The sequence below is a fragment of the Flavobacterium sp. 140616W15 genome (genome assembly GCF_003668995.1).
Lineage (GTDB): Bacteria > Bacteroidota > Bacteroidia > Flavobacteriales > Flavobacteriaceae > Flavobacterium.
In genome coordinates this window covers 4,370,428-4,393,281 of sequence record NZ_CP033068.1, presented here as the reverse complement: position 1 = coordinate 4,393,281, position 22,854 = coordinate 4,370,428, and the positions used below count along the sequence as shown (strand labels likewise).

Sequence of the window (22,854 nt, the reverse complement as noted above, 5' to 3'; positions counted from 1 at the left end):
AAATATAATTGTTATTTTGTGGATTCAAAATTCAAACCCATTATGTTGAAAAGCAACTCAAAATATATTTTCTTTTTATTAACCTTATTTCTTGTAAGTTGCGCTAAACGCGGAAGTATAACTGGTGGATTAAAAGATACCCTTGCCCCCGTTTTAGAATCTAGTTTTCCTAAAAATTTCAGTACAGAATTTAAAGGAAACACTATAAAACTAACTTTTGATGAATATGTGAAATTAAAAAACGCAAATAAGCAATTGATAATTTCGCCACCAATGAAAAACGAGCCTATCATAACTCCAACTTCGGCAAGCAAATTTATCAACATAAAGATAATTGACACTTTACAGCCGAACACCACTTATAGTTTTAATTTTGGACAAAGTATTACCGACAATAACGAAGGAAATCCATACAACCAATTTAAATACATCTTCTCTACAGGAACTTATATAGATTCTTTGGCTCTAGGCGGAAAAATAAAAGATGCTTATAATAAAGAAGCAGATTCATTTGTATCTGTGATGCTATACGAAATAAACGACACCTTTAAGGATTCTGTTGTTTACAAAGAAAACCCACGCTATATCACCAATACATTAGACAGCTTAAAAACATTTAGATTAGAGAATTTAAAAGCAGGGAAATACCTTTTGGTTGCTTTAAAAGACAAAGGAAACAATAATAAATTCAATCCTAAAGACGACAAAATAGGCTTCATAAAGCACCCTATTACCATTCCTAATGACACTATTTACGAATTGGAATTATTTAAAGAAATACTCCCTTTAAAAACGCACAAACCTGCTCAAGTTTCTGGAAACAGATTAATTGTGGGATATGACGGAAAACAAGATTTCAAAAATTTGAGACCAAAAATCACATTGAAAAACAATGGCGAAATTATTCCTTCTATCGTTACTCAATTTCCTAAAAAAGATTCCTTACAAATATGGTACAAACCATTAAAAGCGGATTCATTATCGATGGAAATAAACAGAGGGTCTTATAATAAAAACTACACTTTTAAAGTAAGAGATCAAAAGAAAGACACTTTAAATATAAGCGCAATACAAAACGGAACCATACATTTTAGAGATCGATTTACATTAGAAAGCGCAACTCCTTTAGTACGCTTTGATGAATCTAAAATAAAATTAATAAATAAAGATTCTATCGCTGTTCCTTACAAAATAGAATATGATGATTTTAACCAAAAATTATTCTTCGACTTTAAAAAAGAACCATCAGAAAAGTACTCATTCACTCTTTTGCCTGGAGCACTAAATGATTTTTATGAAAAAACAAACGACACTCTAAAATACAATTTAAGCACTAGAACTACTGCCGATTACGGAAATCTAACTCTTGATTTAAGAAACGTAAAACGTTTTCCTGTAATCATAGAACTAACCGATAAAAAGGGAGAAAAAGTCCTTGCCAGCGAATACACTGAAGGTACTACAAAAATAGAATTCAATCTTTTGGAACCTACATTATTTACACTTCGTGCAATTTATGATGACAATAAAAACAAACAATACGACCCCGGGAGTTTCTTAGAAAAGAAGTATGCCGAAGAAGTAATTTATTTCTCAAAAGAGGTCGATGTTCGAGCCAATTGGGATGTTGAACAAGTTTTCGACTTGAGCATTCCCTACACCCCTGAACCTGAAAAAAAGAAAACAGATAAAAAGAAATAAATTACAATCCTTCGATTGTAAAACTATCTTTATCATTTAAAAAGGCTAGTTTTTTTCTTGTCTCATTCATTTTTTCCTTGTCTAATTCAACAATAAAAACACCTTCTACTTCCTGAGGCTTAATTAAATATTCTCCTAGAAAATCGATGGCTTGCGAATGTCCATTGTGTTCAAATTGATGATTATCAAGTCCTACTCTATTTACTCCTATCGAATAACATACGTTTTCGATAGCGCGTGCTTTCAGCAATGTATCCCATGCATTAGTGCGTATTTTAGGCCAATTGGCTACATATAAAACTAAATCGTAGGACTCTGCATTTCTAGAAAAAACAGGAAACCTAAGGTCATAACAAATAAGTGGACAAATTTCCCAACCCAGATAATCTACGATTAATTTCCGTGTCCCTTTTGTATATACTTTATCCTCACCTGCCAAGGTAAACAAATGACGCTTATCATAATGTTGCAATTCACCCGAAGGAAAAACAAATAACAATCTGTTATAAAAATTGCCATTCTCTTCAATTACCAAACTTCCAGTAATTGCTGTTTTTTTAGCTTTAGCTAATGACCTCATCCACAAAACAGTTTTTCCTTGCATCGTTTCAGCTACCTGTGACGGATTCATAGTAAATCCCGTAGAAAACATTTCTGGCATTACTATCAAATCAACGGCTTCTTTTATTCCATTGATTATTTGTTCAAAATGATTTCGATTTCTCTCAGGACTTTCCCAATGAAGGACAGATTGAATTAGTGCTATTTTCATATTTGTAAAAATACTCTTTTTAAAATTATTATTTTTTATCAAATCCAAATATAAACATTGCCATTTAAAAAAAACACTCAACTCAATAAACACCGCTATTTTGGGAATAAAAAAACATTATCAAAAAAAATATTGCAATATTTTTGCAATATTTTTGCAAAAAAATTTCAATCAATGAGAATTAATTATATATTTGGCAATTAATAAAAACCAAAAAATCTTTAAATCATGAGAGAAAAACTACCCTGCCTCAAAAATTTTAAAACCACCCCCTTTGTTGAACTCTGCAAAAAAACTTGCAAAAAAATCTAATAACCACTTAACCAAACTCATTACCACAATATCTTTTTTACCAAAGCTATTATAAAACAAATAGCATGACCCCCTAAAAAGAATCAAACAAAAACTCATTGATACTATTAGGTAGAATTATAGAATATAACAACCAATAATTTATAATACACTAACAAAAAAACCATACAATGAAACAAACAATTTTAATAATTATGTTTTTGTTTACTGTGCAAATTACCCTAGCACAAGTAAAGACAATAAAAGGAACTGTCACCGACTCTAACGGTATTACACTACCAGGCGCATCAATAGCGGTAAAAGATGAAAGAAGAGGCGTGACCACCGACTTTGATGGAAAATTTTCTATTGAAGCGCAAAAAGGAAAAACACTAACAATCTCTTTCCTCGGACTAGAAACTCAAAATATACTTATAGGTGATTCCAACACTATTGACGTACAACTAAAAGAAGCTGCTGCAACAGTCCTTTCTGGAGTTGTAGTTACAGCCTTAGGAATAAAAAGAGAGAAAAAAGAACTTGGTTATTCTTTTCAAGATGTAAAAGGAAAAGAATTAGCCGATAACCCAACATTAAGTCTCGCTCAATCATTATACGGAAAAGTTGCTGGTGTAAACATCTCACAAACTACAGCTGGTATAGGCGGTAGCTCACGTGTTGTTATAAGAGGTAACAGATCTATTAGTGGCGACAATCAACCACTATACATTGTAGACGGAGTTACTCTAGGAAACACAGGATTAGCAGGAATTACAGATTCTAAATCCGGAAGATATGCCGAAGGAGTAGACAACGGAGATGGATTATCAAGCATAAACATTGATGACATCGAAAACATTTCTGTCCTAAAAGGAGGAGCTGCCAGTGCACTTTACGGAGAACGTGGTGCCAATGGAGTAATTGTTATTACAACAAAAAAAGGAAAAAGAAACTCTTTAAAAACGGAATGGAACAGCACAACAACTTTTGACCAGATTAGTACTAAATATGAAGACTACCAAACTCAATATGGTACTGGATCAAATGGAAGACTACCCCTTACCAATGACATAAAGAATAGCCAAAATGCTACCACAAGTGCTTGGGGACCTAAATTTGGATCTCCAGATGTTATGGTAAGAATTTTTGATGGTTCATACAAACCGTATCAGCACGTAGAAAACAACATAAAAGATTTTTTTAGAACTGGTGTTACCGTTAATAACAGCTTTAGTCTTTCTGGTGGTGGTGAAAACACAACTTTCCGCGCAAGCTATTCTAATCTAAACGCTACTGATGTTATACCAAAAAGTGATTTAAAAAGAAACACATTTACATTGGGTGTAAATTCTCAGATAAAGAAACTTACAATAGATGCTAAATTCAGCTACATTATAGAAGACACTAATAACAGACCTTCTTTAGGAGATGACGCTAGCAACCTTGGTTTATCTGTAGCCGCACTAGCTCCTAATATTGATCAAGCATGGTTAAAAAACTATGAAGACGAAAATGGAAATTATTACCCTTGGAACTCGGACGCATACCGATTAAATCCTTATTTTGTATTAAATGAAAACAAAAACGAAACTGAAAAAAATAGAATAATAGCCAATTTCAGTGCAACATATGCCATTACGGATTGGTTAAGCGCAACAGGAAGAGCTGGAATTGACCGATTCACATTTACATCTTCAGATTTTGTAAACGCAGGAACAACATGGCCAGGGAGACAAAATGGTTCTTTAATCAACAACACTATTACATTTCAAGAATATAACACCGAAGCGTTATTAAATGCCCAAAAATCAATAGGCGATTTTAATATCTCTCTAGGAGTTGGTGCTAATCAAAGAAACTCTCAAAGAATCTTTACTGGGAGTACACTTACTGATATGATTATTAATGGACAAAACAAACAATCTAATTTCTTATCAAGTGTTTTAAATCCAAAAACCAATGACGAAATATTAGTAAGATCTTTATATTCTTATTTAAGAGCAAATTATAAAAATTATTTATTTTTAGATTTTACAGGCCGTAATGACTGGAACTCAACACTTGCTTCTGCTTCTAGCTCTGATTACAACAATAACTATTCGTTTTTCTACCCTTCTGTATCAACAAGTTTCATCTTTACTGAAGGTTTAGACATGAATAGTGGCGTGCTAAATTTTGGAAAAATTAGAGCTTCATGGGCAGGAACTGCAAAAGCACTAGAAACACCTTATGCAACAGCACTTACTTACAACATGCAAGCAAAACCTTTATTAGGAAATCCAATTGGATCGGTTGCAAATAACATCATTCCAAACAACACTCTAAAACCCGAATTCACAACCAGCTATGAAGTTGGAGCTGATTTAGGATTCTTCAAAAATCGTTTAGAACTAGACTTATCCTATTATTACACCAAAACAAAAGACCAACTAATTGTTTTAAATACTTCACAAACATCTGGTTTCGTAGGTGCTAATGCAAATGCAGGAACAGTTGAGAATAAAGGTATCGAAGCTTTGCTAAAAGCAGGAATATTCAGAAATCCAAACGGTTTTAATTGGGATATAACCTTAAACTTTGCAAAAAACAAAAATACACTATTAGAATTAACAAGCGATACAGATACTCAAATAGTATCTAACGCAAGATGGGCAGGAGCTCAAATTATAGCTAAAGTAGGAGAAAGTTCTACAGAAATTTATGGTAGAAAATTTCAAAGATCACCTGATGGAAAAGTTATCATCGGAGCAAATGGAAATCCTTTATTAACACAGACATATGAAAACCTAGGAAGAGTAGCTCCAGACTGGATTGGTGGAGTTACCAATGAATTTTCATATAAAGGAATCAGTCTAAGAACCAACATAGACATGAAGTTTGGAGGAAAAATGTATTCAATGACCAATGCAAATGCAGCCAATACTGGATTATCCAACCTAACATTAGAAGGAAGAGATGAATACAATGCTTGGTATGGTGAGCAAATTGCCGCAGGAAAAACACCAGCAGATATAGCACAATTAATTCCAACAGCTGGACTTATTGTAGATGGTGTTAAGGAAATCAAAGACAGTAATGGTAATGTAACTGGATACGAAAACAACACAACTCCAGTAAACCCACAAACCTATTGGAGAAGTTTATATGGCGACAACGCTACTGCTGAGCCTTTTATTTATGATGCTTCTTATGTAAAATTAAGAGAAGTTACTTTAGGTTATGATTTTCCAAAAAAATGGTTAAAAGGAACAGGATTCGATAAATTTAAATTTTCTGTTATTGCAAGAAACCTATGGACTATCTACTCAAAAGTTCCAAATATAGATCCTGAATCTACCTATACAAGTGGTAACGGACAAGGTTTTGAATACGGTTCTTTACCTTACAGAAGATCATATGGATTCAACTTACAATTATCTTTCTAACAACCTAATTTCATCAAAATGAAAAAACATATAACACAATTGCCAATATACATATTAGGTGCAGTTTTACTACTTACCTCAATTAATTGTGCCGATGACGAACTTTTTAGAGACAAAAACACCAATCCTGAAGCCTTCGTAAGCATAGATCCTTCTATACAACTTACTGGAGTAGAAGCTGCACTATCGGGTGGTTGGTTTGAACAATGGAGAGCCAACCTCATCTATGGTGAAGGATTTATACAACATCTTGGTGGCTCTTGGAGTGTAGCTAATTACGGTTCGTTCTACATCTCAAGTAGCGAATATCAAGGCGCACTTTGGAATTCTAATTATGGAGGCGGAATTGTACGTAATCTAATAGATGTACTTGAAAGAACAGATGGGAAAGCTGAATACACTAAAATAAATGCTGTTGCGAAAACATTAAAAGTAATGGTTTTTCAACGTTTGACAGATACGTATGGAGATGTTCCATACTCTCAAGCAGGATTAGGCTATTATGGTAAAATTTATTACCCAAAATATGATAATCAAGAAGACATCTATACTGATTTCTTTAAACTTTTAGACGAAGCTCAATCTCAAATGCAATCAGGGACAGACGCAATAAAAGGAGATCTTTTTTACGCAGGTGATGCAGTTAAATGGCAAAAATTGATTAACTCAATTAGATTGCGTTGTGCAATGAGAATATCAAAAGTAAATAGCACATTGGCAAAAGAGCAAATCCAAAAAGCGGTTACCAATGGGATTTTTACCAGCAACGAAGACAACTGCTTTATGAAACACGATTCTTCCCCATCAGAAACTGCTGGTGCACTAACAAATGGAAACGGAATGTCTCATGCAATAAAAGGAACCGGAGATCTTGTAGACCATCCTACAACAATCCTACTAAACACATTAGGTAACGATCCTAGAAAAAAAATATGGTTTCTACCCAACTCCAATGGTGTTTACGAAGGTATAAATCCAAACAATTACAGATGGGATCATCCTGGAGGAGGAGGAGCCATTCTTTCTAATCTTCAACCTTACCTATACGCAAACAACGCTCCTTATTTACACCTCACCTATTCAGAAACAATGTTACTTTTAGCAGAAGCTTCTTTTAGAGGATTACATTCTGGAAACACAGCTGATTTGTACAAAAAAGGAATCGAAGCAGGAATTAGACAATGGTCTATCTTTAAAGACGCAAGTATTATCGACGACAATGCAGTTACAGCTTTTGTAGCTACAAAGAATCTTACTCCTGGAAAAGAGCTAGAAGAAATTGCAACACAACAGTGGCTTACTCTGTTTTTAAACGGAATGGAAGCGTATAGTAATTACAGAAGAACCAATTTCCCAACGTTAATTCCAATAACAAACGTTAACTCTGAAACTGGAGGAGTAATACCTAAAAGAATGCCTTATCCAATAGAAGAATCTACTAGTAATAAAGAAAACTTCCTAGCAGCAAGTGCAAAATATGACAACAACAGCTGGTTAGCTAAGGTTTGGTGGGATGTTGACTAAAAACAAAATCTTTTAAAAAATAACACACCTCCAATACCACAAGGAAATAGTGCCGTTCACAATTCATTTTGAATTGTGGATGGCACTATAATTTTAAAATACTTTCTTGAAATAATAACCCGCAAAAACAACACAGTCATTTTGCTAACAACCAATTTAAATTACCCATAATCATATAAAACCTATCCTAAAAACATCAATTTAACCAAAACCACCTACTTTTTTCAATACAGAAAATATTCAACTCCATGTATTTTCTCTAATTCTAACTTAAAAGATTTTTGATTTTAGCCCAATCACATTTATTCATCAAAACCACCCAGCTCAACGAACATCCGCCTTTTGAGAATAAAAAACACTGCAATATTTTTGCATTAATTATGCAAAAATATTGCTATATGTAGAAATTAATTATATATATTTGATTGCTAATCAAAAACCAACAAAAAACATTAAATCAATGTAAATAAGTTAAATTATAATAAAAAGTTATTTTACTTAACATTTATTGGAGGAATAGCATATTAAGTAAATATGTATGATGTTGCAATTAAAAAGCATTTTATCGAACAAAGTATTAATCAAATTGGAGAAGAATAGGCTACCCGGTATTAACTCCTGTTAATTTTCCAGGAAAAGTTACAAATGGCACAATTCCAAGACGCATAAAATACCTAACTGGCAAATATTCAGTTAATTCCACTAATTTAGCTGAAACCATAAAACGCCAAAGAAACGATTCTTTTTTAACAAAAATATGGTGGAATAAACAGATAAACTAAATGAGTATATTAATTCTTTCGGCTTGCATTATTTTTTTAGTATTACAAATAACGTGGTTTAAAATCAATCCCTTTATTGCCTTTATCATAACATCTTTATTAGCAGGCCTTGCATTAGGACTGCCAATAACATCATTAACAGGAACCGTTCAAAAAGGACTGGGCGACATGCTTGGATCAATTTCCTTGATAATTATTTTTGGTACCTGTATTGGTAAACTTACCGTTTCCTCTGGCGCAGCATCTGTAATTGCAAAAACCGTAATGCAATGGACAGGGGAAAAATATGTTCGTCTAGGCTTAATGATTACAGGGTTTATCGTTGGAATTCCCTTATTTTATAGCGTAGGCTTTATACTTCTGGTTCCTTTAATATTTTCTGTAGCCAATCAATTTAAATTACCCAAAGTTTACATAGCCATCCCAATGCTTGCATCTCTTTCGGTAGCACATGGCTTTCTGCCTCCTCATCCTTCGCCAATGGCGTTGAGCAATATTTTAAATGCAGACATAGGCCTTGTTTTAATTTATGGAATCATCGTTTCAATTCCGACCATTCTTATTGCGGGCTTACTATTCTCAAACACACTTAAAAACATTAAGTCTGATGATAAGAACACCATAGTCCCAACCGAAGAACCTATAAATTTAGACATAAAACCTAGTTTTTTTACTAGCATAACATCTTCACTATTTCCAGTTTTTGGACTAACAATTACCTCAATACTTCCATTAATCTGGAAAAATGAACAAGTTAATTTACTATGTCAAACTATAGGCGAACCAAGTATTATTATGCTAATTTCGTTAATAATTTGCACCTATACATTAGGCGTTCGCACTGGTAAAAACATGAGAACAATCATGGACGAATATGCAGTAGCCATCAAAGACGTTGCCTTAATAATACTTATAATTGGTGGAGCAGGAAGTTTAAAAGAAATAATGATGGTAAGTGGTGTAAGCCAAACCATTGTTGACTCTTTAATAAAAATAGACATCCACCCTTATTTACTTGCTTGGCTAATTGCGGCCATAATCCGAATTTGTGTTGGCTCAGCTACAGCCGCTGGACTAATGACAGCTGGCGTATTATTACCATTACTAAAATTACAAGGACTAGATCCAAATTTGTTAGTTCTCTCAATAGGCGCAGGTAGCCTTATGTGCTCACATGTAAACGACCCTGGATTCTGGATGTTCAAAGAATACTTTGGCACCAGTATGAAAGATACCATTAAATCATGGACAGTAATGGAATCGTTTATTTCTATCCTTGGAATTATTTTTATTTTTATATTAAACACTTTTATACACTAACTACAATGAATTTATTACCACAAGAAAAATTTGAAACGCTTAACTTAACATTACCCCCAGCTCCAATGCCACTTGGGATATACAAACCATTTTTAATAGATGGCAAATATTTATACCTATCTGGGCATGGTCCTGTAAGAGATGACAAATCATTAATTATAGGTCGCATCGGAGAAGACATGGACATTGAAGAAGGAAAGCTTGCGGCGAGACAAGTAGGATTAACAATGTTATCTACCATTGTCACAAATTTTGATAGCCTAAATGCAGTAAAAAGAGTCATCAAAGTACTCGGAATGGTTAATTGTAGCTCCGATTTCTTAAGACATCCTTATGTAATCAATGGTTGCAGTGAATTATTTGCAGAAGTATGGGGACAAGAAAACGGAATTGGAGTAAGAAGCGCCGTTGGAATGGGTTCGTTACCCGATAATATCCCTGTAGAGGTTGAAGCTATTTTTGAATTATACTAAATCCATTTGAAATGAAAACGGAATCTTCACAAACAAAAATTACAACATTTGGCGAGTTATTATTGCGGATGGGCGTAGCTCATGGCAATCGATTTACACAAGCCAAAGAAATGCAAATCCATATAGGTGGAGCCGAAGCAAATGTTTGTGTATTACTTTCACAATTAGGCATAAAAACCAATTACGTTACTCGTTTACCCAACAACGACTTATCTCAACTCGCATTAAACGAACTACATAAATACAAAGTAGACACTACAAATTGCATTTATGGAGGAGACAGAATTGGTTTATATTTCATTGAATCTGGCAACCAAATCAGACAATCCCAAGTGATCTATGACCGTAGCAATTCGGCTTTTGCAACAATCCAAGAAAATGAGATTAATTGGGACAAAGTACTAGAAGACACTACCCATTTTCATTGGTCAGGTATTAGCCCTGGTGTATCTAACGAAGCTAATTTAGTATGCAAAAAAGCAATATTAGCTGCTCATAGCAAAGGCATAACAATTTCTTCCGACTTTAACTATCGTACTAAACTATGGCAATATGGGAAAAACCCTTCGGAGATTATGCCTGAATTACTTTATTACAGTAGCGTAACTATTGCCGATTTAGATTCAACCGAAATATATTTCGGTATTAAAACAAACAAAAATGATTCAGATTCAGACCGGTTTATAAAAACTTATGAGCTGCTAAAAGAGAAAATGCCATATCTGAATACACTTGCCATGAGTTTCAGAAAATCAGAAGGTCAGACTCATTTATATTCAGGTATGTTGATACATAAAGACACATTTTATGAATCAAAACCATATTTAATACATTTAGTAACTGATCAAATCGGATCAGGAGATGCCTTCACAGCAGGATTACTCTATAGCCTTAAAAATAACCTGTCGGGACAGGAATGTATTGATTGGGCAACAGCTTGTGGCGTTATAAAACAGAGTATAACAGGGGATTTTGCCATAACTACACCAGAAGAAATAAATCATTTCATCAAGAATGGCACAAGCAATAGAATTAATAGATAAAACAAAGTTACAAAATGTACGATATTTTAAAAACGCAAGGAGTACTCCCTTTAGTTACACAAATTGGGATTAAAACTGCTGAAATAATACTAAAATCCGCTTCAGATTCAGGGATTAAAATCATCGAATTTGCAGCACGTTCACCAGATGCAAAAGAAATTTTTGCTCAAATGGTAAACTTCAGAAATACAAATAATTTAAATATTAAGTTAGCCGTAGGATCCATTTTAACTTTAAACGATGCCGAAACATACCATAAACTAGGAGCCGAATGTATAGTATGTCCACATACAGATCCTGAAATTGGTAATTATTGCTTCAAAAATAATCTATACTGGATTCCAGGAGCATCAACTTTAAATGAGATTATTCAGGCCAACAAATTAGGAGCCGAAATAGTAAAACTTTTTCCTGCAGATATGGTAGGAGGTCCAGATTATATAAAAGCGATAAAAGCCCCTTTTCCAAATTTAAAACTAATGCCAAGTGGTGGTGTAACTTTAGAAGAGAACAATTTAAAGTCTTGGTTTAAAACAGGTGTTGTTTGTGTAGGTATTGGCTCTCATTTGTTTTCGAAAGAAACTTTATCTCAGTTGGATTATAACAAATCCTATGAAGCTTTTAAAAACTTAATCACAGTAGTCGAAAAATCTAGAAAATAAAAACATGGGAAATAATTGGTGGGAAATAAATCAAAAAACACGTATCGACACTCCTTTTTTAGCACTTTATACCGACCGTGTTCGATACAATATTGAGCATTTAATTGAATCCGTAAAAGGAGATATTCAAAAATTGAGGCCACATATAAAAACACATAAATTAGGAGAAGTACTCGATCTGTACAAAACATACCAAATAAACAAGGTTAAATGTGCAACTATTGCTGAAGCAGAATTATGTGCAATTCACAATGTTTTAGACATATTATTAGCCTATCAACCCACAGGATTAAAACAACAACGCTGGATCACTTTATTACTGAAATATCCTAATCTTATTTTCTCTACTATTGTTGATAACCTTGAGACTGCAAAAGAATTATCAGAATTAGGTAAAAAGAACAATATAACATTAAAAATTTACCTAGATATAAATGCCGGAATGGACAGAACTGGTGTAAATTATAAAAGCAATTGGGATCATTTAATCTATGAAATAAATAAACTATCAAATATAGAACTTCTTGGATTGCACATTTATGATGGTCATCTAAAAGGCACAGTTGAGCAAAGAACAAAAGAAGCATCGGATACATTTAACCAAATAATCGATAAGCTTTCTATATTAGAACAAAAACTAAGTTACAAACTAAAGATAGTTGCAGGTGGATCTAATACATTCCCTTTTTATAGTAGTCAAAAAAATATCGAATGTAGCCCAGGTACATTTGTATTCTGGGATATAAATTATCAAACTAATTTATCAGAACAAAAATTCAAACCTGCGGCGGTTTTAGTTGGAACAGTAATTTCTAAACCCACAGAAAACACTTTATGTATAGATATTGGATATAAATCTGTCGCATCAGAGAATTCATTAGACAAACGCCTGACCATTTTAAACGACGACAAATTAACTCCAATATCACATTCAGAAGAACACTTAGTATTAGAAAACAAAGGAAACAAACCCTACAACTTAGGCGATACCATCTATGCTATCCCTTACCACATTTGCCCGACTTGTGCTCTTTACGAAACTGTTCAAATAGTGAATTCTCAGCAAGACATTCACGACCAGTGGGCTGTTCTTGCTCGCAACAGAAAAATAAACATTTAAAATAACAACATTATGTTCATATTTGACGCACACCTTGACCTAAGCATGAATGCTATGGAATGGAACAGAGATTTAAGAAATGATGTAGCCACATTACGCCATCTAGAAAAAGGAATGAATGACAAACCTGATAGAGAAAAAGCTACCGTTTCGTTTCCTGACTTAAGAAAAGGAAACATTGGTATTGTTGTAGCTACTCAGATTGCAAGATTTGTTAAACCCGATAGTAAAATTCCTGGATGGAACTCTCCACAACAAGCTTGGGCGCAAACTCAAGCACAACTTGCATGGTACAAAACTATGGAAGAAGAAGGAGAAATGTTCTCTATTACTGATAAGAAATCTCTTCAAAAACAAATTGAATTATGGAATGATGGGACTCCAAATGATAAGAAACCTATCGGATATATACTAAGCCTAGAAGGAGCAGATTCTATTATCGACATTTCATATGTTGAAAAAGCATATAATTATGGATTAAGAGCTATTGGACCTGCACATTATGGCCCGGGTCGCTATGCCAACGGGACAGATTCAACTGGAAAAATGGGAGCAAACGGAATCGAATTGCTTAAAGAAATGGAGCGCTTAAATATTATCCTTGATGCAACTCATTTATGTGATGATGCATTTTGGCAAGCATTAGAAAATTTTAATGGTCCTATCTGGGCAAGCCATAATAATTGCCGAAGCTTGGTAGATCACAACAGGCAATATAGCGACGATCAAATCAACGAGCTTATTTCTAGAAGAGCTGTGATTGGTGGAGCCTTAGATGCATGGATGTTAGTTCCTAACTGGCAAAGAGGTGTTTCTACTCCATTAAGCACACAATGCAATCTAGAAACTGTATTTAAACACATGGATCACATTTGTCAACTAGCAGGAAATACAAATCATATTGGTATAGGGTCAGATCTAGATGGGGCATTTGGCACAGAGCAAACACCATATGACTTAAACACTATAGCCGATTTACAAAAACTAGTTTTCATTTTTAGAAGTCATGGTTATACAGAGGAAGATTTAAAAAAAATATTCCACCAAAACTGGATCGACTTCTTATTGAAAAATTGGTCTTAAATTAGAATCAAACTCGGAACGGCCTGCTTATATAGTTTTAATTTTTCATCATCCGGATTTATCTCAGTTATAACATAATCAACCTCAGGTAAACTCGCGATTTTCATCTTTAAAACAGTATCTAATTTTTCTGATATAGTAAGTATAGCCGTTTTTCGAGAAGATTGAATCATTGCCTTTTTAACTTGAACAGTATCCCAATCTGAATCTGAAAAACCACCTTCAACATCTAGCGCATTTGTCCCTAAAATTAATAAATCAACCTTAATACTTGACAACTGATGATATACATCTCCACTAACACACATTTGACTATAAGGAGAAATACTTCCTCCAATCATAATGGCTTTAACATTTGGTTTGTCCAAAAGTTCAACAGCAGACAAAACAGTGACAGTAAAAATAGTAAGATTCAAATCATTAGGAATTAATCGAATGAACTCTCTAATAGTCGTTCCTCCACCAAGTAATAAAACCATCCCGTCATGAAGTAAATCAACTGCTTTTTTTCCGATAATTTGCTTAGATTCACCCGCATAAGTTTGTGATGCCGAAGAATGATGGTATGCTTTTGTCATAGCCCCACCTTTTACTTTTATCAATAATGACTCAGACTCAAGTTCATTTATATCTCTTCGTATAGTATCTTCTGAAACAAACAACCGATTAGAAAGTGTGTCAAAACTCACTCGGGTATGCAAATTAATCTCTTTTAAAATATGAGCTTTTCTTTCTTCCTTGGTATAATTCACCAATTCATTATCATTCATAAGATTCTATTTATTAGAACAAAAATAAGCAAATAATGCAATAATATTGCTAACCAAAATAAAAATAGAACAATAAAACAACACAATATTATCATTTACAATATATTAAATACCAAAACACACAATGCAATTTTTTTGCACAAAAATCAACTAATCCCATTATAAACTTTAAATTTGTTTTTAACCAATCAAAATCCAAACATGAAAAAAAACCTCTTATTCATTTTAATACTATGCTATTCTTTAGGAAATGCCCAAGAGTCATTAAATAATTCCACCATCATTCCAGCACCAAATTTCTACAAGGAAACGGGCGATAGCATTACTATAAAAGGTCAAATAAAAATTGTTTTTAAAAACAACAAGTACACACCTAAAGAACTTAAAACAGCTCAAATTTTTGAATCTGTTATAAACAAAAACACACCAAAAAATAAAGCTGCCATTCTAGTTCAATTTACAACAGAACCAGCTTCAACAAAAACAAACAAGGAAGCCTATAAAATAAATATTACCCCAAAAGGGATTTTTGTTACAGGTCAAGAACAAGGTTTATTTTATGCCGTACAAAGTTTACTTCAACTCTTACCAAATAATCCAACCGTTAATTCCCAGATAAAACTACCAACCGTTGAAATTATAGATCAACCCCGATATCAATACAGAGGTTTACATCTAGATGTTTGCCGACACTTTTTTTCTACAGAAGTCATAAAAGATTTCATTGCCCAAATGTCCTATTACAAACTAAATAATTTTCATTGGCACTTAACTGATGACCAAGGATGGAGAATTGAAATAAAAAAATACCCAAAACTCACAGAAATTGGTTCTAAAAGAGCACAAACACTTGTTGGAAATAAGTTTGAAAGATTTCCAAGATTTTTTGACAATATTCCATACGGAGGATATTATACACAAGAAGAAATTAAAGAAGTTGTAAAATTTGCTGAAGATCATTTTGTAAACGTAATTCCAGAAATTGAAATGCCAGGGCATGCGTCTGCTGCTGTTGCTGCTTATCCAAATTTAGCCTGTTTCCCCTCATCAGACTTAAAAGTAATTGAGTCTTGGGGCGTATTTGAAGATGTTTTTTGCGCAGGTAAGGAAGAGACTTTTGTTTTCTTAGAAGATGTTCTGAAGGAGGTAATGACACTTTTTCCTAGCGAATACATCCATATTGGTGGAGATGAATGCCCAAAATCAAGATGGGAAAAATGTCCAAATTGTCAAAAGAGAATAAAAGAACTAGGTCTAAAAAACGAACATGAACTTCAAAGTTACTTCATAAAACGTATGGAGAAATACCTTAATGCAAATGGAAGGCAAATCTTTGGATGGGATGAAATTTTAGAAGGTGGTCTCGCTCCTAATGCTACAGTTATGTCATGGAGAGGAGAATCTGGCGGAATAGCAGCAGCAAGAGAAAAACACAAAGTAATCATGACACCCGAGGATTATGTTTATTTTGACCATAATCAAGGATATTCATTACAAGAACCATTATCTGTTGGACGCTTAACAACCGTTCACGAAGTGTACAATTACAATCCCACACCAGTAGATAGCTTAACTATCGAGCAACAAAAATACATTTATGGTGTTCAAGCTAATATTTGGTCCGAATATGTTACAAGTCCAGCTAAGCTAAACTATATGCTTTACCCAAGATTATTTCCATTTGCAGAAATTGCCTGGACAGAAACAAAGAATAAAAATTACTCTAATTTAATGCTAAAAAGATTTCCACATCATATAGAAAAATTAGAATCTCAGAAAAGACTATACAAAGTCCCTACTCCATTTGGAATTCAAGATACTGCTGTTATAGCTTCCAAATATATACTGGAGATGCAACCAACTATTAAAAATGGGCAAATTTTCTATACCATTGATGGCTACAACCCTGATGAAACTGCTAGTAATTACAAAAAACCAGTTACTATTTACATCCCAAAAGGAGAATTTAGAAATATAAAAGTAGTACAAATAAGTCCAAGTGGAAGAAGAAGTTCTGTTACCACAATTTCCGTTAAAAATTCAGAAATCCAGCCTGCATTAACTATTAAGCCAACAAAAAATGGATTAAAATATTCTTACACAAATAAATTCGCGCAGCAAACACTAGAACTAGACACCATAAAATTTACTAAGTCTGGAATACATCAAGGCGTAATCGAGATGAAAAAATACAAATCAAAAGAGAATCTATATATGGGCTTAAAGTTTGACAGCTATATCTATATTCCCGAAACAGCACAATATGAATTTTCTACTATTGTAGATGATGGTGCCAAATTATTTATCGACAACCAACTTATTGTTGATAACGACGGAAGACATTGGATCAATGAAGCTTTCGGAGCAGCAAAACTCGAAAAAGGATTTCACAAAATAAACATCAGCTATTTCGATGCTGCTGGAAGTTCTGTTTTACAGTGCTTCATCCGTCAAGAAGGCAAAGAAAAACAAGAAATAAGTGCCTCTCAATTATATTACGAATAATAGGTATAACAAAAAAAACGCATTTGCCAAGGCAAATGCGTTTTTTATAAAAACTAAATTGAATTTTATTTCAGATTATCCTTTTAAACTTGCTGATAAATACTCACGGTTCATACGTGCAATATTTTCAAGAGAAATTCCTTTAGGACATTCTACTTCGCAAGCTCCAGTATTGGTACAGTTACCAAAACCTTCAGCATCCATTTGGTGAACCATGTTTAAAACACGATCCGTAGCTTCGATACGACCTTGTGGCAATAAAGCATATTGAGACACTTTAGCAGAAACGAATAACATTGCTGATGAGTTTTTACAAGTTGCAACACAAGCTCCACAACCAATGCAGGTAGCAGCATCAAAAGCCATATCTGCATCATGTTTGTTAATCGGAATTGTATTTGCATCAATCGTATTTCCTGATGTATTTACAGAGATAAATCCTCCAGCGTGTTGAATTCTATCAAAAGAAGTTCTATCAACAACTAAATCTTTAATTACCGGAAAAGCCTTTGCTCTAAATGGCTCGATAAAAATCGTATCTCCATCTTTAAACATACGCATGTGCAATTGACAAGTTGTTACACCTCTATCTGGTCCATGCGCCTCTCCGTTAATAAATAATGAACACATTCCGCAAATTCCTTCGCGACAATCATGATCAAATGCAACTGGCTCTTCTCCTTTATTGATTAATTGCTCGTTAAGAACATCTAACATTTCAAGGAAAGACATATCTGGTTCAATACCGTCGATTGGGTAATCTACGATTCCACCTTTATCTTCAGCGTTTTTCTGACGCCATATTTTTAATGTAAGTTTCATACTTTTTTAGTTTGAAAGTCATAAAGTCGAAAGTCGAAAGTCAATTAACATTCAGTCATTTAACTTTGAGACTTTTGTCTTTTAACTAATTGCTATTTATAACTACGAGTTACCAATTTAATATTATCGAAAACTAATTCTTCTTTATGCAATACTGCATCGCTAGGTTTTCCTTTGTACTCCCAAGCTGCTACATAAGCAAAGTTTTCATCATCACGTTGTGCTTCTCCATCTGCTGATTGGTATTCTTCACGGAAGTGACCTCCACAAGATTCATTTCTGTGTAAAGCATCTTTCGCAAACAATTCACCTAGCTCCAAGAAATCGGCAACACGTGTCGCTTTCTCTAATTCTTGATTAAACTCATTCGCTTTTCCTGGTACTTTTACATCTCTGTAAAATTCTTCACGTAAAGCAGCAATTTCTACAATAGCTTCATTTAATCCTTTAGCGTTACGAGCCATACCAACTTTATCCCACATAATTTTCCCTAATTTCTTATGGAAATGGTCAACAGAATGTGTACCGTTATTGTTAAGGAATTTCTCGATTTGGTCTTTTACAGCTTTCTCAGCTTCTACGAATTCTGGTAAATCTGTAGAAATAGGTCCCATCTTGATATCTGGTGACAAATAATCTCCGATAGTGTATGGTAATACAAAATATCCATCTGCTAAACCTTGCATTAAAGCAGAAGCTCCTAATCTGTTTGCTCCGTGATCAGAGAAGTTAGACTCTCCAATAGAGAAACATCCAGGAATTGTAGTCATTAAATTATAATCAACCCAAGTTCCACCCATTGTATAGTGAACCGCAGGATAAATCATCATTGGTGTTATGTATGGGTTTTCGTCAACGATTTTTAAATACATTTGGAATAAGTTTCCGTATTTATTTTCAACTACTTCAGTTCCTAATTTAATAACCAGGTTCTTATCATTAGCATCTAAACCTTTAACATAAGCTTGTTCTTTACCATAACGCTGTATTGCTGCAGCAAAATCAAGGTAAACAGCCTCACCTGTTTTATTTACTCCAAAACCTGCATCACAACGCTCTTTAGCGGCACGAGATGCAACGTCACGAGGAACTAAATTTCCAAATGAAGGGTATCTTCTTTCTAAGTAATAATCTCTTTCTTCCTCAGATAAATCTGTTGGTTTTTTCTTTCCTTCACGGATAGCTTTTGCATCTTCTAATTTTGCAGGCACCCAAATACGACCATCATTACGTAAAGATTCAGACATCAAAGTCAATTTTGACTGGTGATCTCCAGAAACTGGAATACATGTTGGGTGAATTTGTGTGTAACAAGGATTTGCAAAAAACGCTCCTTTTTTGTGAATTTTCCAAGCTGCAGTAGCATTACTTCCCATCGCATTTGTCGATAAGAAAAATACGTTTCCGTAACCACCTGAACCAATAACAACAGCGTGAGCTGAGTGTCTTTCGATTTCTCCTGTAATTAAGTTACGAGCAATAATACCTCTTGCTTTTCCGTCTACAATAACTAAATCTAGCATTTCGTGACGGTTGTACATTTTGATTTTTCCACGACCGATTTGACGGTTCATTGCAGAATATGCTCCTAATAATAATTGTTGTCCGGTTTGTCCTTTTGCATAAAAAGTTCTAGAAACCAAAGTTCCTCCAAAAGAACGGTTATCTAATAAACCACCGTATTCACGAGCCAATGGAACTCCTTGAGCCACACATTGGTCGATAATATTAGCCGAAACTTCGGCAAGACGATGAACGTTTGCTTCACGCGCACGGTAGTCACCCCCTTTTACTGTATCATAAAACAAACGGAAAACTGAATCTCCATCTCCTTGATAGTTTTTTGCTGCATTAATTCCCCCTTGTGCTGCAATTGAGTGCGCACGACGTGGTGAATCTTGAAAACAAAAAGCTTTTACGTTATACCCTAATTCAGCAAGAGTCGCCGCAGCAGAACCTCCAGCTAAACCAGTTCCAACAACAATAACATCTAAGTTACGTTTGTTAGCAGGGTTTACTAAATTAATATGATCTTTATAATCTGTCCATTTGTCCGAAATTGGGCCGTGTGGAATTTTTGAATCTAATGCCATTATAATTTATATTAATTATTGAAATGATGAAATAATGCGATTATTACGAAAAGAGCAGGAACTACTACCGCAAATCCATAACCGAATCTACTTAAAGATCTAGAGTACTTATTGTTCATCCCCATTGACTGAAGTGAAGAACTGAATCCGTGCCAAAGGTGGAAACCTAACAACACAAAAGAAATACAGTACAATCCTGTACGAATTGGATCATGAAATTTATGAACTAATTCTCCATAATACCTTGTAGCATCTGGTGCTGTACCTACTATATATTTATAGGTAACTTCAGGAAACCAAAAATCGTAAAAATGCAATACTAAAAATGCTAAAATAACAGCTCCAGAAATAATCATATTTCTAGAAGTCCATGAAGCATTAGCAGCTCCGTTGTATTTTGCATATGCAATTGGTCTTGCCGCGCTGTTTTGAAGTGTCAATACAAATCCCATTACAAAATGGAAAATTACACCGATTGCCAAAACAGGTTGCATTACATATTGAATCAGCGGATTGTATCCCATAAAGTGAGAAGCCTCGTTAAAGACATCTATACTTATAATAGAAATAAAATTTAAGGAAACATGCAGCGCTAAAAACGTGATTAAGAATATTCCCGAAAGAGCCATAGCCACTTTCTTTAAGATGGAAGCATTCAATAGTGCAGATTGTGCCATAAGAGTTTAAGTAGTTTGTTTTAAAAAATTATACAAAAATAACTTAAATACTAATGAACTACAACCATTTCGTTGTTATTTATAATGATTTTAAAGAGTTTTCGCAGACTTCTTTGCAATTAATTTAAAAACAACAAAATAAGTTTGAAAAGAATTACAGTATAGATAATTCTTGCTTTTTATGTAATTACCAAATTGCTATTTTTTTCAGCTTTTTAATTTATTTTCCTCAAAAGTGTCCTAAACCCGAATTTTATCTATTTAAAATAACCAAAGTCTGAAAGCTTAATTTTACCTTTATCGCCTCAAAAAAACCAGAATGAAAACAGGAATTGATGCTATTTCTTTTGATGTAGCCAACATACATTTGCCCATAAAAATTTTGGCTACAGCCAGAAATATCGAACCCGAAAAATTAGAAAAAGGCTTGGGTTTAATCAAAATGACCCTCCCAGACACTTATCAAGATACAGTCGTTTTTGGCGCAAATGCACTAACAAAACTAATTACTGAAAACCAAATAAACTTAAATGAAATAAGTCGAATTTACGTTGGAACCGAAAGCGCAATTGATAGTTCGAAACCTATAAGTTCTTTTTTGATTGCATTAATGGAACAAAAATTTGGTGAAGACACTTTATCTGAATGTGATGTTGTCGATTTTACTTTTGCTTGTATCGGAGGTGTTGATGCATTACAAAACTGCATTGACTTTATTAAACTAAACCCAACAAAAAAAGCAATTGTCGTTACAACCGATTTTGCTAAATACGATTTAAATTCAACTGGAGAATATACTCAAGGGGCTGGAGCACTAGCAATGTTAGTAACTTCAAACCCTAGAATTATTGCTTTCGATGAAAATTGGGCAACAAGTACAAAAGGTGTTTTTGACTTTTTTAAACCATACAGAAGCCTCTCAAAAGAAACAATTACACAAAACAAAAATAACGAATCTTGGTTTGACAACTTAGAATCTGAGATTGAGATTCATAAAGATCAACCCGTTTTTGACGGACAATACTCTAATCAGTGTTATATGGATCGTACTCGCAACGCATACTTTTCATTCAAGAAACTAAAGAATACTACAGAAACTTTATACAATACTTGGAGTAGCATTATCATGCACCTTCCCTACTCTTTTCAAGGAAGAAGAATGTTATCAGAAATTTATGCTTTAGACAGTACAGAAAAAATTATTGCAGAGAATATTGAACCCGCTGATTATCAAAACAAAATCAAAGAAGTTGGAAAATCAGATGCATACAAAACATTTGTAACTGAGAAATTGCAACCTGCAGAATTAGCTTCGTCATTAATAGGTAACCTTTACACAGGTTCTATTTTTATGGGACTATTATCGACTTTGGCTCATTTTTACGATACCAAAACAGAAATATCAGGAACCAAATTTGGGTTTCTTGCTTACGGAAGCGGTTCTAAATCAAAAGTTTTCGAAGGAACAATTCAGCCCGAATGGCAATCGGCTCTTACTGAAACCAAACTTTTTGAGACTTTAGAAAAAAGCACCGAAATTGATTTTGAAACTTATGAAAAGCTTCACAAAAAAGAACAAAAACAAAGCATCCGAACTCCTAAAAACGAATGGGTTTTAGATAGAATCGAAAAAGAAATCCCTAATTTAATTGGGGCAAGATATTATAAATGGGTTGATTAAATTATTCAAAAACCGAAGTCTTTTAAGCTTCGGTTTTTTTATATTACTTTTTTAAATCTAACCGCAAAGAGCACAAAGTTTTACGCTAAGTTCGCTAAGCTTTGCGAACT

17 protein-coding genes are annotated in these 22,854 nt (G+C 33.9%); 12 read left to right on the top strand and 5 right to left on the bottom strand.

Going from position 1 to position 22,854, the window contains the following annotated elements; genetic code table 11:
* Positions 1 to 42: 42 nt before the first annotated feature.
* Positions 43 to 1,701: an Ig-like domain-containing protein gene (locus EAG11_RS19195; protein ID WP_129540597.1), complete on the top strand. Its 1,659-nt coding sequence runs from the start codon at positions 43 to 45 to the stop codon at positions 1,699 to 1,701.
* 1 nt (position 1,702) lies between these two features.
* Here the strand turns inward: EAG11_RS19195 and EAG11_RS19190 are convergent, their stop codons facing one another.
* Positions 1,703 to 2,473: a nitrilase family protein gene (locus tag EAG11_RS19190; protein ID WP_129540596.1), complete on the bottom strand. Its 771-nt coding sequence runs from the start codon at positions 2,471 to 2,473 to the stop codon at positions 1,703 to 1,705.
* A 482-nt stretch (positions 2,474 to 2,955) separates the two neighbouring features.
* On the opposite strand from EAG11_RS19190, the gene EAG11_RS19185 reads away from it, so the two are divergent.
* The 9 genes from EAG11_RS19185 (at position 2,956) to EAG11_RS19145 (ending at position 14,196) form a co-directional block, all read left to right on the top strand.
* Positions 2,956 to 6,189 carry a SusC/RagA family TonB-linked outer membrane protein gene (locus tag EAG11_RS19185; RefSeq protein WP_129540595.1) on the top strand — a complete coding sequence of 1,078 codons (3,234 nt, stop codon included), beginning with the start codon at positions 2,956 to 2,958 and terminating at the stop codon, positions 6,187 to 6,189.
* Between the two features lie 18 nt (positions 6,190 to 6,207).
* Positions 6,208 to 7,713 (top strand): SusD/RagB family nutrient-binding outer membrane lipoprotein, encoded by a 1,506-nt coding sequence (locus EAG11_RS19180; RefSeq protein ID WP_129540594.1) that lies wholly within the window; start codon positions 6,208 to 6,210, stop codon positions 7,711 to 7,713.
* Positions 7,714 to 8,309: 596 nt separating this feature from the next.
* Positions 8,310 to 8,495, top strand: a complete 186-nt coding sequence (locus EAG11_RS19175; RefSeq protein ID WP_129541137.1) for a SusD/RagB family nutrient-binding outer membrane lipoprotein — start codon at positions 8,310 to 8,312, stop codon at positions 8,493 to 8,495.
* Entirely contained in the window at positions 8,496 to 9,815 is a 1,320-nt protein-coding gene (locus tag EAG11_RS19170; protein WP_129540593.1) for a GntP family permease, read from the top strand.
* A 5-nt stretch (positions 9,816 to 9,820) separates the two neighbouring features.
* On the top strand, positions 9,821 to 10,288 hold the full coding sequence (locus EAG11_RS19165; RefSeq protein WP_129540592.1) for a RidA family protein: 468 nt from the start codon (positions 9,821 to 9,823) through the stop codon (positions 10,286 to 10,288).
* 11 nt (positions 10,289 to 10,299) lie between these two features.
* Positions 10,300 to 11,331: a sugar kinase gene (locus tag EAG11_RS19160; RefSeq protein WP_129540591.1), complete on the top strand. Its 1,032-nt coding sequence runs from the start codon at positions 10,300 to 10,302 to the stop codon at positions 11,329 to 11,331.
* A gap of 14 nt (positions 11,332 to 11,345) precedes the next feature.
* Positions 11,346 to 11,993 carry a bifunctional 4-hydroxy-2-oxoglutarate aldolase/2-dehydro-3-deoxy-phosphogluconate aldolase gene (locus tag EAG11_RS19155; RefSeq protein ID WP_129540590.1) on the top strand — a complete coding sequence of 216 codons (648 nt, stop codon included), beginning with the start codon at positions 11,346 to 11,348 and terminating at the stop codon, positions 11,991 to 11,993.
* Positions 11,994 to 11,997: 4 nt separating this feature from the next.
* On the top strand, positions 11,998 to 13,113 hold the full coding sequence (locus EAG11_RS19150; protein ID WP_129540589.1) for a D-TA family PLP-dependent enzyme: 1,116 nt from the start codon (positions 11,998 to 12,000) through the stop codon (positions 13,111 to 13,113).
* 12 nt (positions 13,114 to 13,125) lie between these two features.
* A complete protein-coding gene (locus EAG11_RS19145) occupies positions 13,126 to 14,196 on the top strand; it encodes a dipeptidase (protein WP_129540588.1) in 1,071 nt (356 codons plus the stop codon).
* Here EAG11_RS19145 and EAG11_RS19140 read toward each other — a convergent pair.
* Positions 14,193 to 14,966, bottom strand: a complete 774-nt coding sequence (locus EAG11_RS19140; RefSeq protein WP_129540587.1) for a DeoR/GlpR family DNA-binding transcription regulator — start codon at positions 14,964 to 14,966, stop codon at positions 14,193 to 14,195. The two genes, EAG11_RS19145 and EAG11_RS19140, sit on opposite strands and share 4 nt — an antisense overlap.
* Positions 14,967 to 15,167: 201 nt before the next feature.
* Between EAG11_RS19140 and EAG11_RS19135 the strand changes: the two genes are divergently transcribed.
* Positions 15,168 to 17,471, top strand: coding sequence for a family 20 glycosylhydrolase (locus tag EAG11_RS19135; protein WP_129540586.1), 2,304 nt, complete (start codon positions 15,168 to 15,170; stop codon positions 17,469 to 17,471).
* Between the two features lie 75 nt (positions 17,472 to 17,546).
* Here EAG11_RS19135 and EAG11_RS19130 read toward each other — a convergent pair whose 3' ends face one another.
* The 3 genes from EAG11_RS19130 to EAG11_RS19120 all read right to left on the bottom strand — a co-directional run bounded on the left by EAG11_RS19130 (position 17,547) and on the right by EAG11_RS19120 (position 21,063).
* Positions 17,547 to 18,293, bottom strand: coding sequence for a succinate dehydrogenase/fumarate reductase iron-sulfur subunit (locus EAG11_RS19130; RefSeq protein WP_129540585.1), 747 nt, complete (start codon positions 18,291 to 18,293; stop codon positions 17,547 to 17,549).
* Between the two features lie 92 nt (positions 18,294 to 18,385).
* Entirely contained in the window at positions 18,386 to 20,386 is a 2,001-nt protein-coding gene (locus EAG11_RS19125; RefSeq protein ID WP_129540584.1) for a fumarate reductase/succinate dehydrogenase flavoprotein subunit, read from the bottom strand.
* Between the two features lie 11 nt (positions 20,387 to 20,397).
* Positions 20,398 to 21,063: a succinate dehydrogenase cytochrome b subunit gene (locus EAG11_RS19120; RefSeq protein ID WP_129540583.1), complete on the bottom strand. Its 666-nt coding sequence runs from the start codon at positions 21,061 to 21,063 to the stop codon at positions 20,398 to 20,400.
* 319 nt (positions 21,064 to 21,382) lie between these two features.
* Here EAG11_RS19120 and EAG11_RS19115 point away from each other — a divergent pair, with 319 nt between their 5' ends.
* Positions 21,383 to 22,744, top strand: coding sequence for a hydroxymethylglutaryl-CoA synthase family protein (locus EAG11_RS19115; RefSeq protein ID WP_129540582.1), 1,362 nt, complete (start codon positions 21,383 to 21,385; stop codon positions 22,742 to 22,744).
* The last annotated feature ends 110 nt before the right edge of the window (positions 22,745 to 22,854 follow it).

Excerpts from the sequence above, each read along its gene's own strand:
- EAG11_RS19195 (WP_129540597.1), top strand. The coding sequence starts at position 43 with ATGTTGAAAAGCAACTCAAAATATATTTTCTTTTTATTAACCTTATTT.
- EAG11_RS19190 (WP_129540596.1), bottom strand. The coding sequence starts at position 2,473 with ATGAAAATAGCACTAATTCAATCTGTCCTTCATTGGGAAAGTCCTGAG.
- EAG11_RS19185 (WP_129540595.1), top strand. The coding sequence starts at position 2,956 with ATGAAACAAACAATTTTAATAATTATGTTTTTGTTTACTGTGCAAATT.
- EAG11_RS19180 (WP_129540594.1), top strand. The coding sequence starts at position 6,208 with ATGAAAAAACATATAACACAATTGCCAATATACATATTAGGTGCAGTT.
- EAG11_RS19170 (WP_129540593.1), top strand. The coding sequence starts at position 8,496 with ATGAGTATATTAATTCTTTCGGCTTGCATTATTTTTTTAGTATTACAA.
- EAG11_RS19165 (WP_129540592.1), top strand. The coding sequence starts at position 9,821 with ATGAATTTATTACCACAAGAAAAATTTGAAACGCTTAACTTAACATTA.
- EAG11_RS19160 (WP_129540591.1), top strand. The coding sequence starts at position 10,300 with ATGAAAACGGAATCTTCACAAACAAAAATTACAACATTTGGCGAGTTA.
- EAG11_RS19155 (WP_129540590.1), top strand. The coding sequence starts at position 11,346 with ATGTACGATATTTTAAAAACGCAAGGAGTACTCCCTTTAGTTACACAA.
- EAG11_RS19150 (WP_129540589.1), top strand. The coding sequence starts at position 11,998 with ATGGGAAATAATTGGTGGGAAATAAATCAAAAAACACGTATCGACACT.
- EAG11_RS19145 (WP_129540588.1), top strand. The coding sequence starts at position 13,126 with ATGTTCATATTTGACGCACACCTTGACCTAAGCATGAATGCTATGGAA.
- EAG11_RS19140 (WP_129540587.1), bottom strand. The coding sequence starts at position 14,966 with ATGAATGATAATGAATTGGTGAATTATACCAAGGAAGAAAGAAAAGCT.
- EAG11_RS19135 (WP_129540586.1), top strand. The coding sequence starts at position 15,168 with ATGAAAAAAAACCTCTTATTCATTTTAATACTATGCTATTCTTTAGGA.
- EAG11_RS19130 (WP_129540585.1), bottom strand. The coding sequence starts at position 18,293 with ATGAAACTTACATTAAAAATATGGCGTCAGAAAAACGCTGAAGATAAA.
- EAG11_RS19125 (WP_129540584.1), bottom strand. The coding sequence starts at position 20,386 with ATGGCATTAGATTCAAAAATTCCACACGGCCCAATTTCGGACAAATGG.
- EAG11_RS19120 (WP_129540583.1), bottom strand. The coding sequence starts at position 21,063 with ATGGCACAATCTGCACTATTGAATGCTTCCATCTTAAAGAAAGTGGCT.
- EAG11_RS19115 (WP_129540582.1), top strand. The coding sequence starts at position 21,383 with ATGAAAACAGGAATTGATGCTATTTCTTTTGATGTAGCCAACATACAT.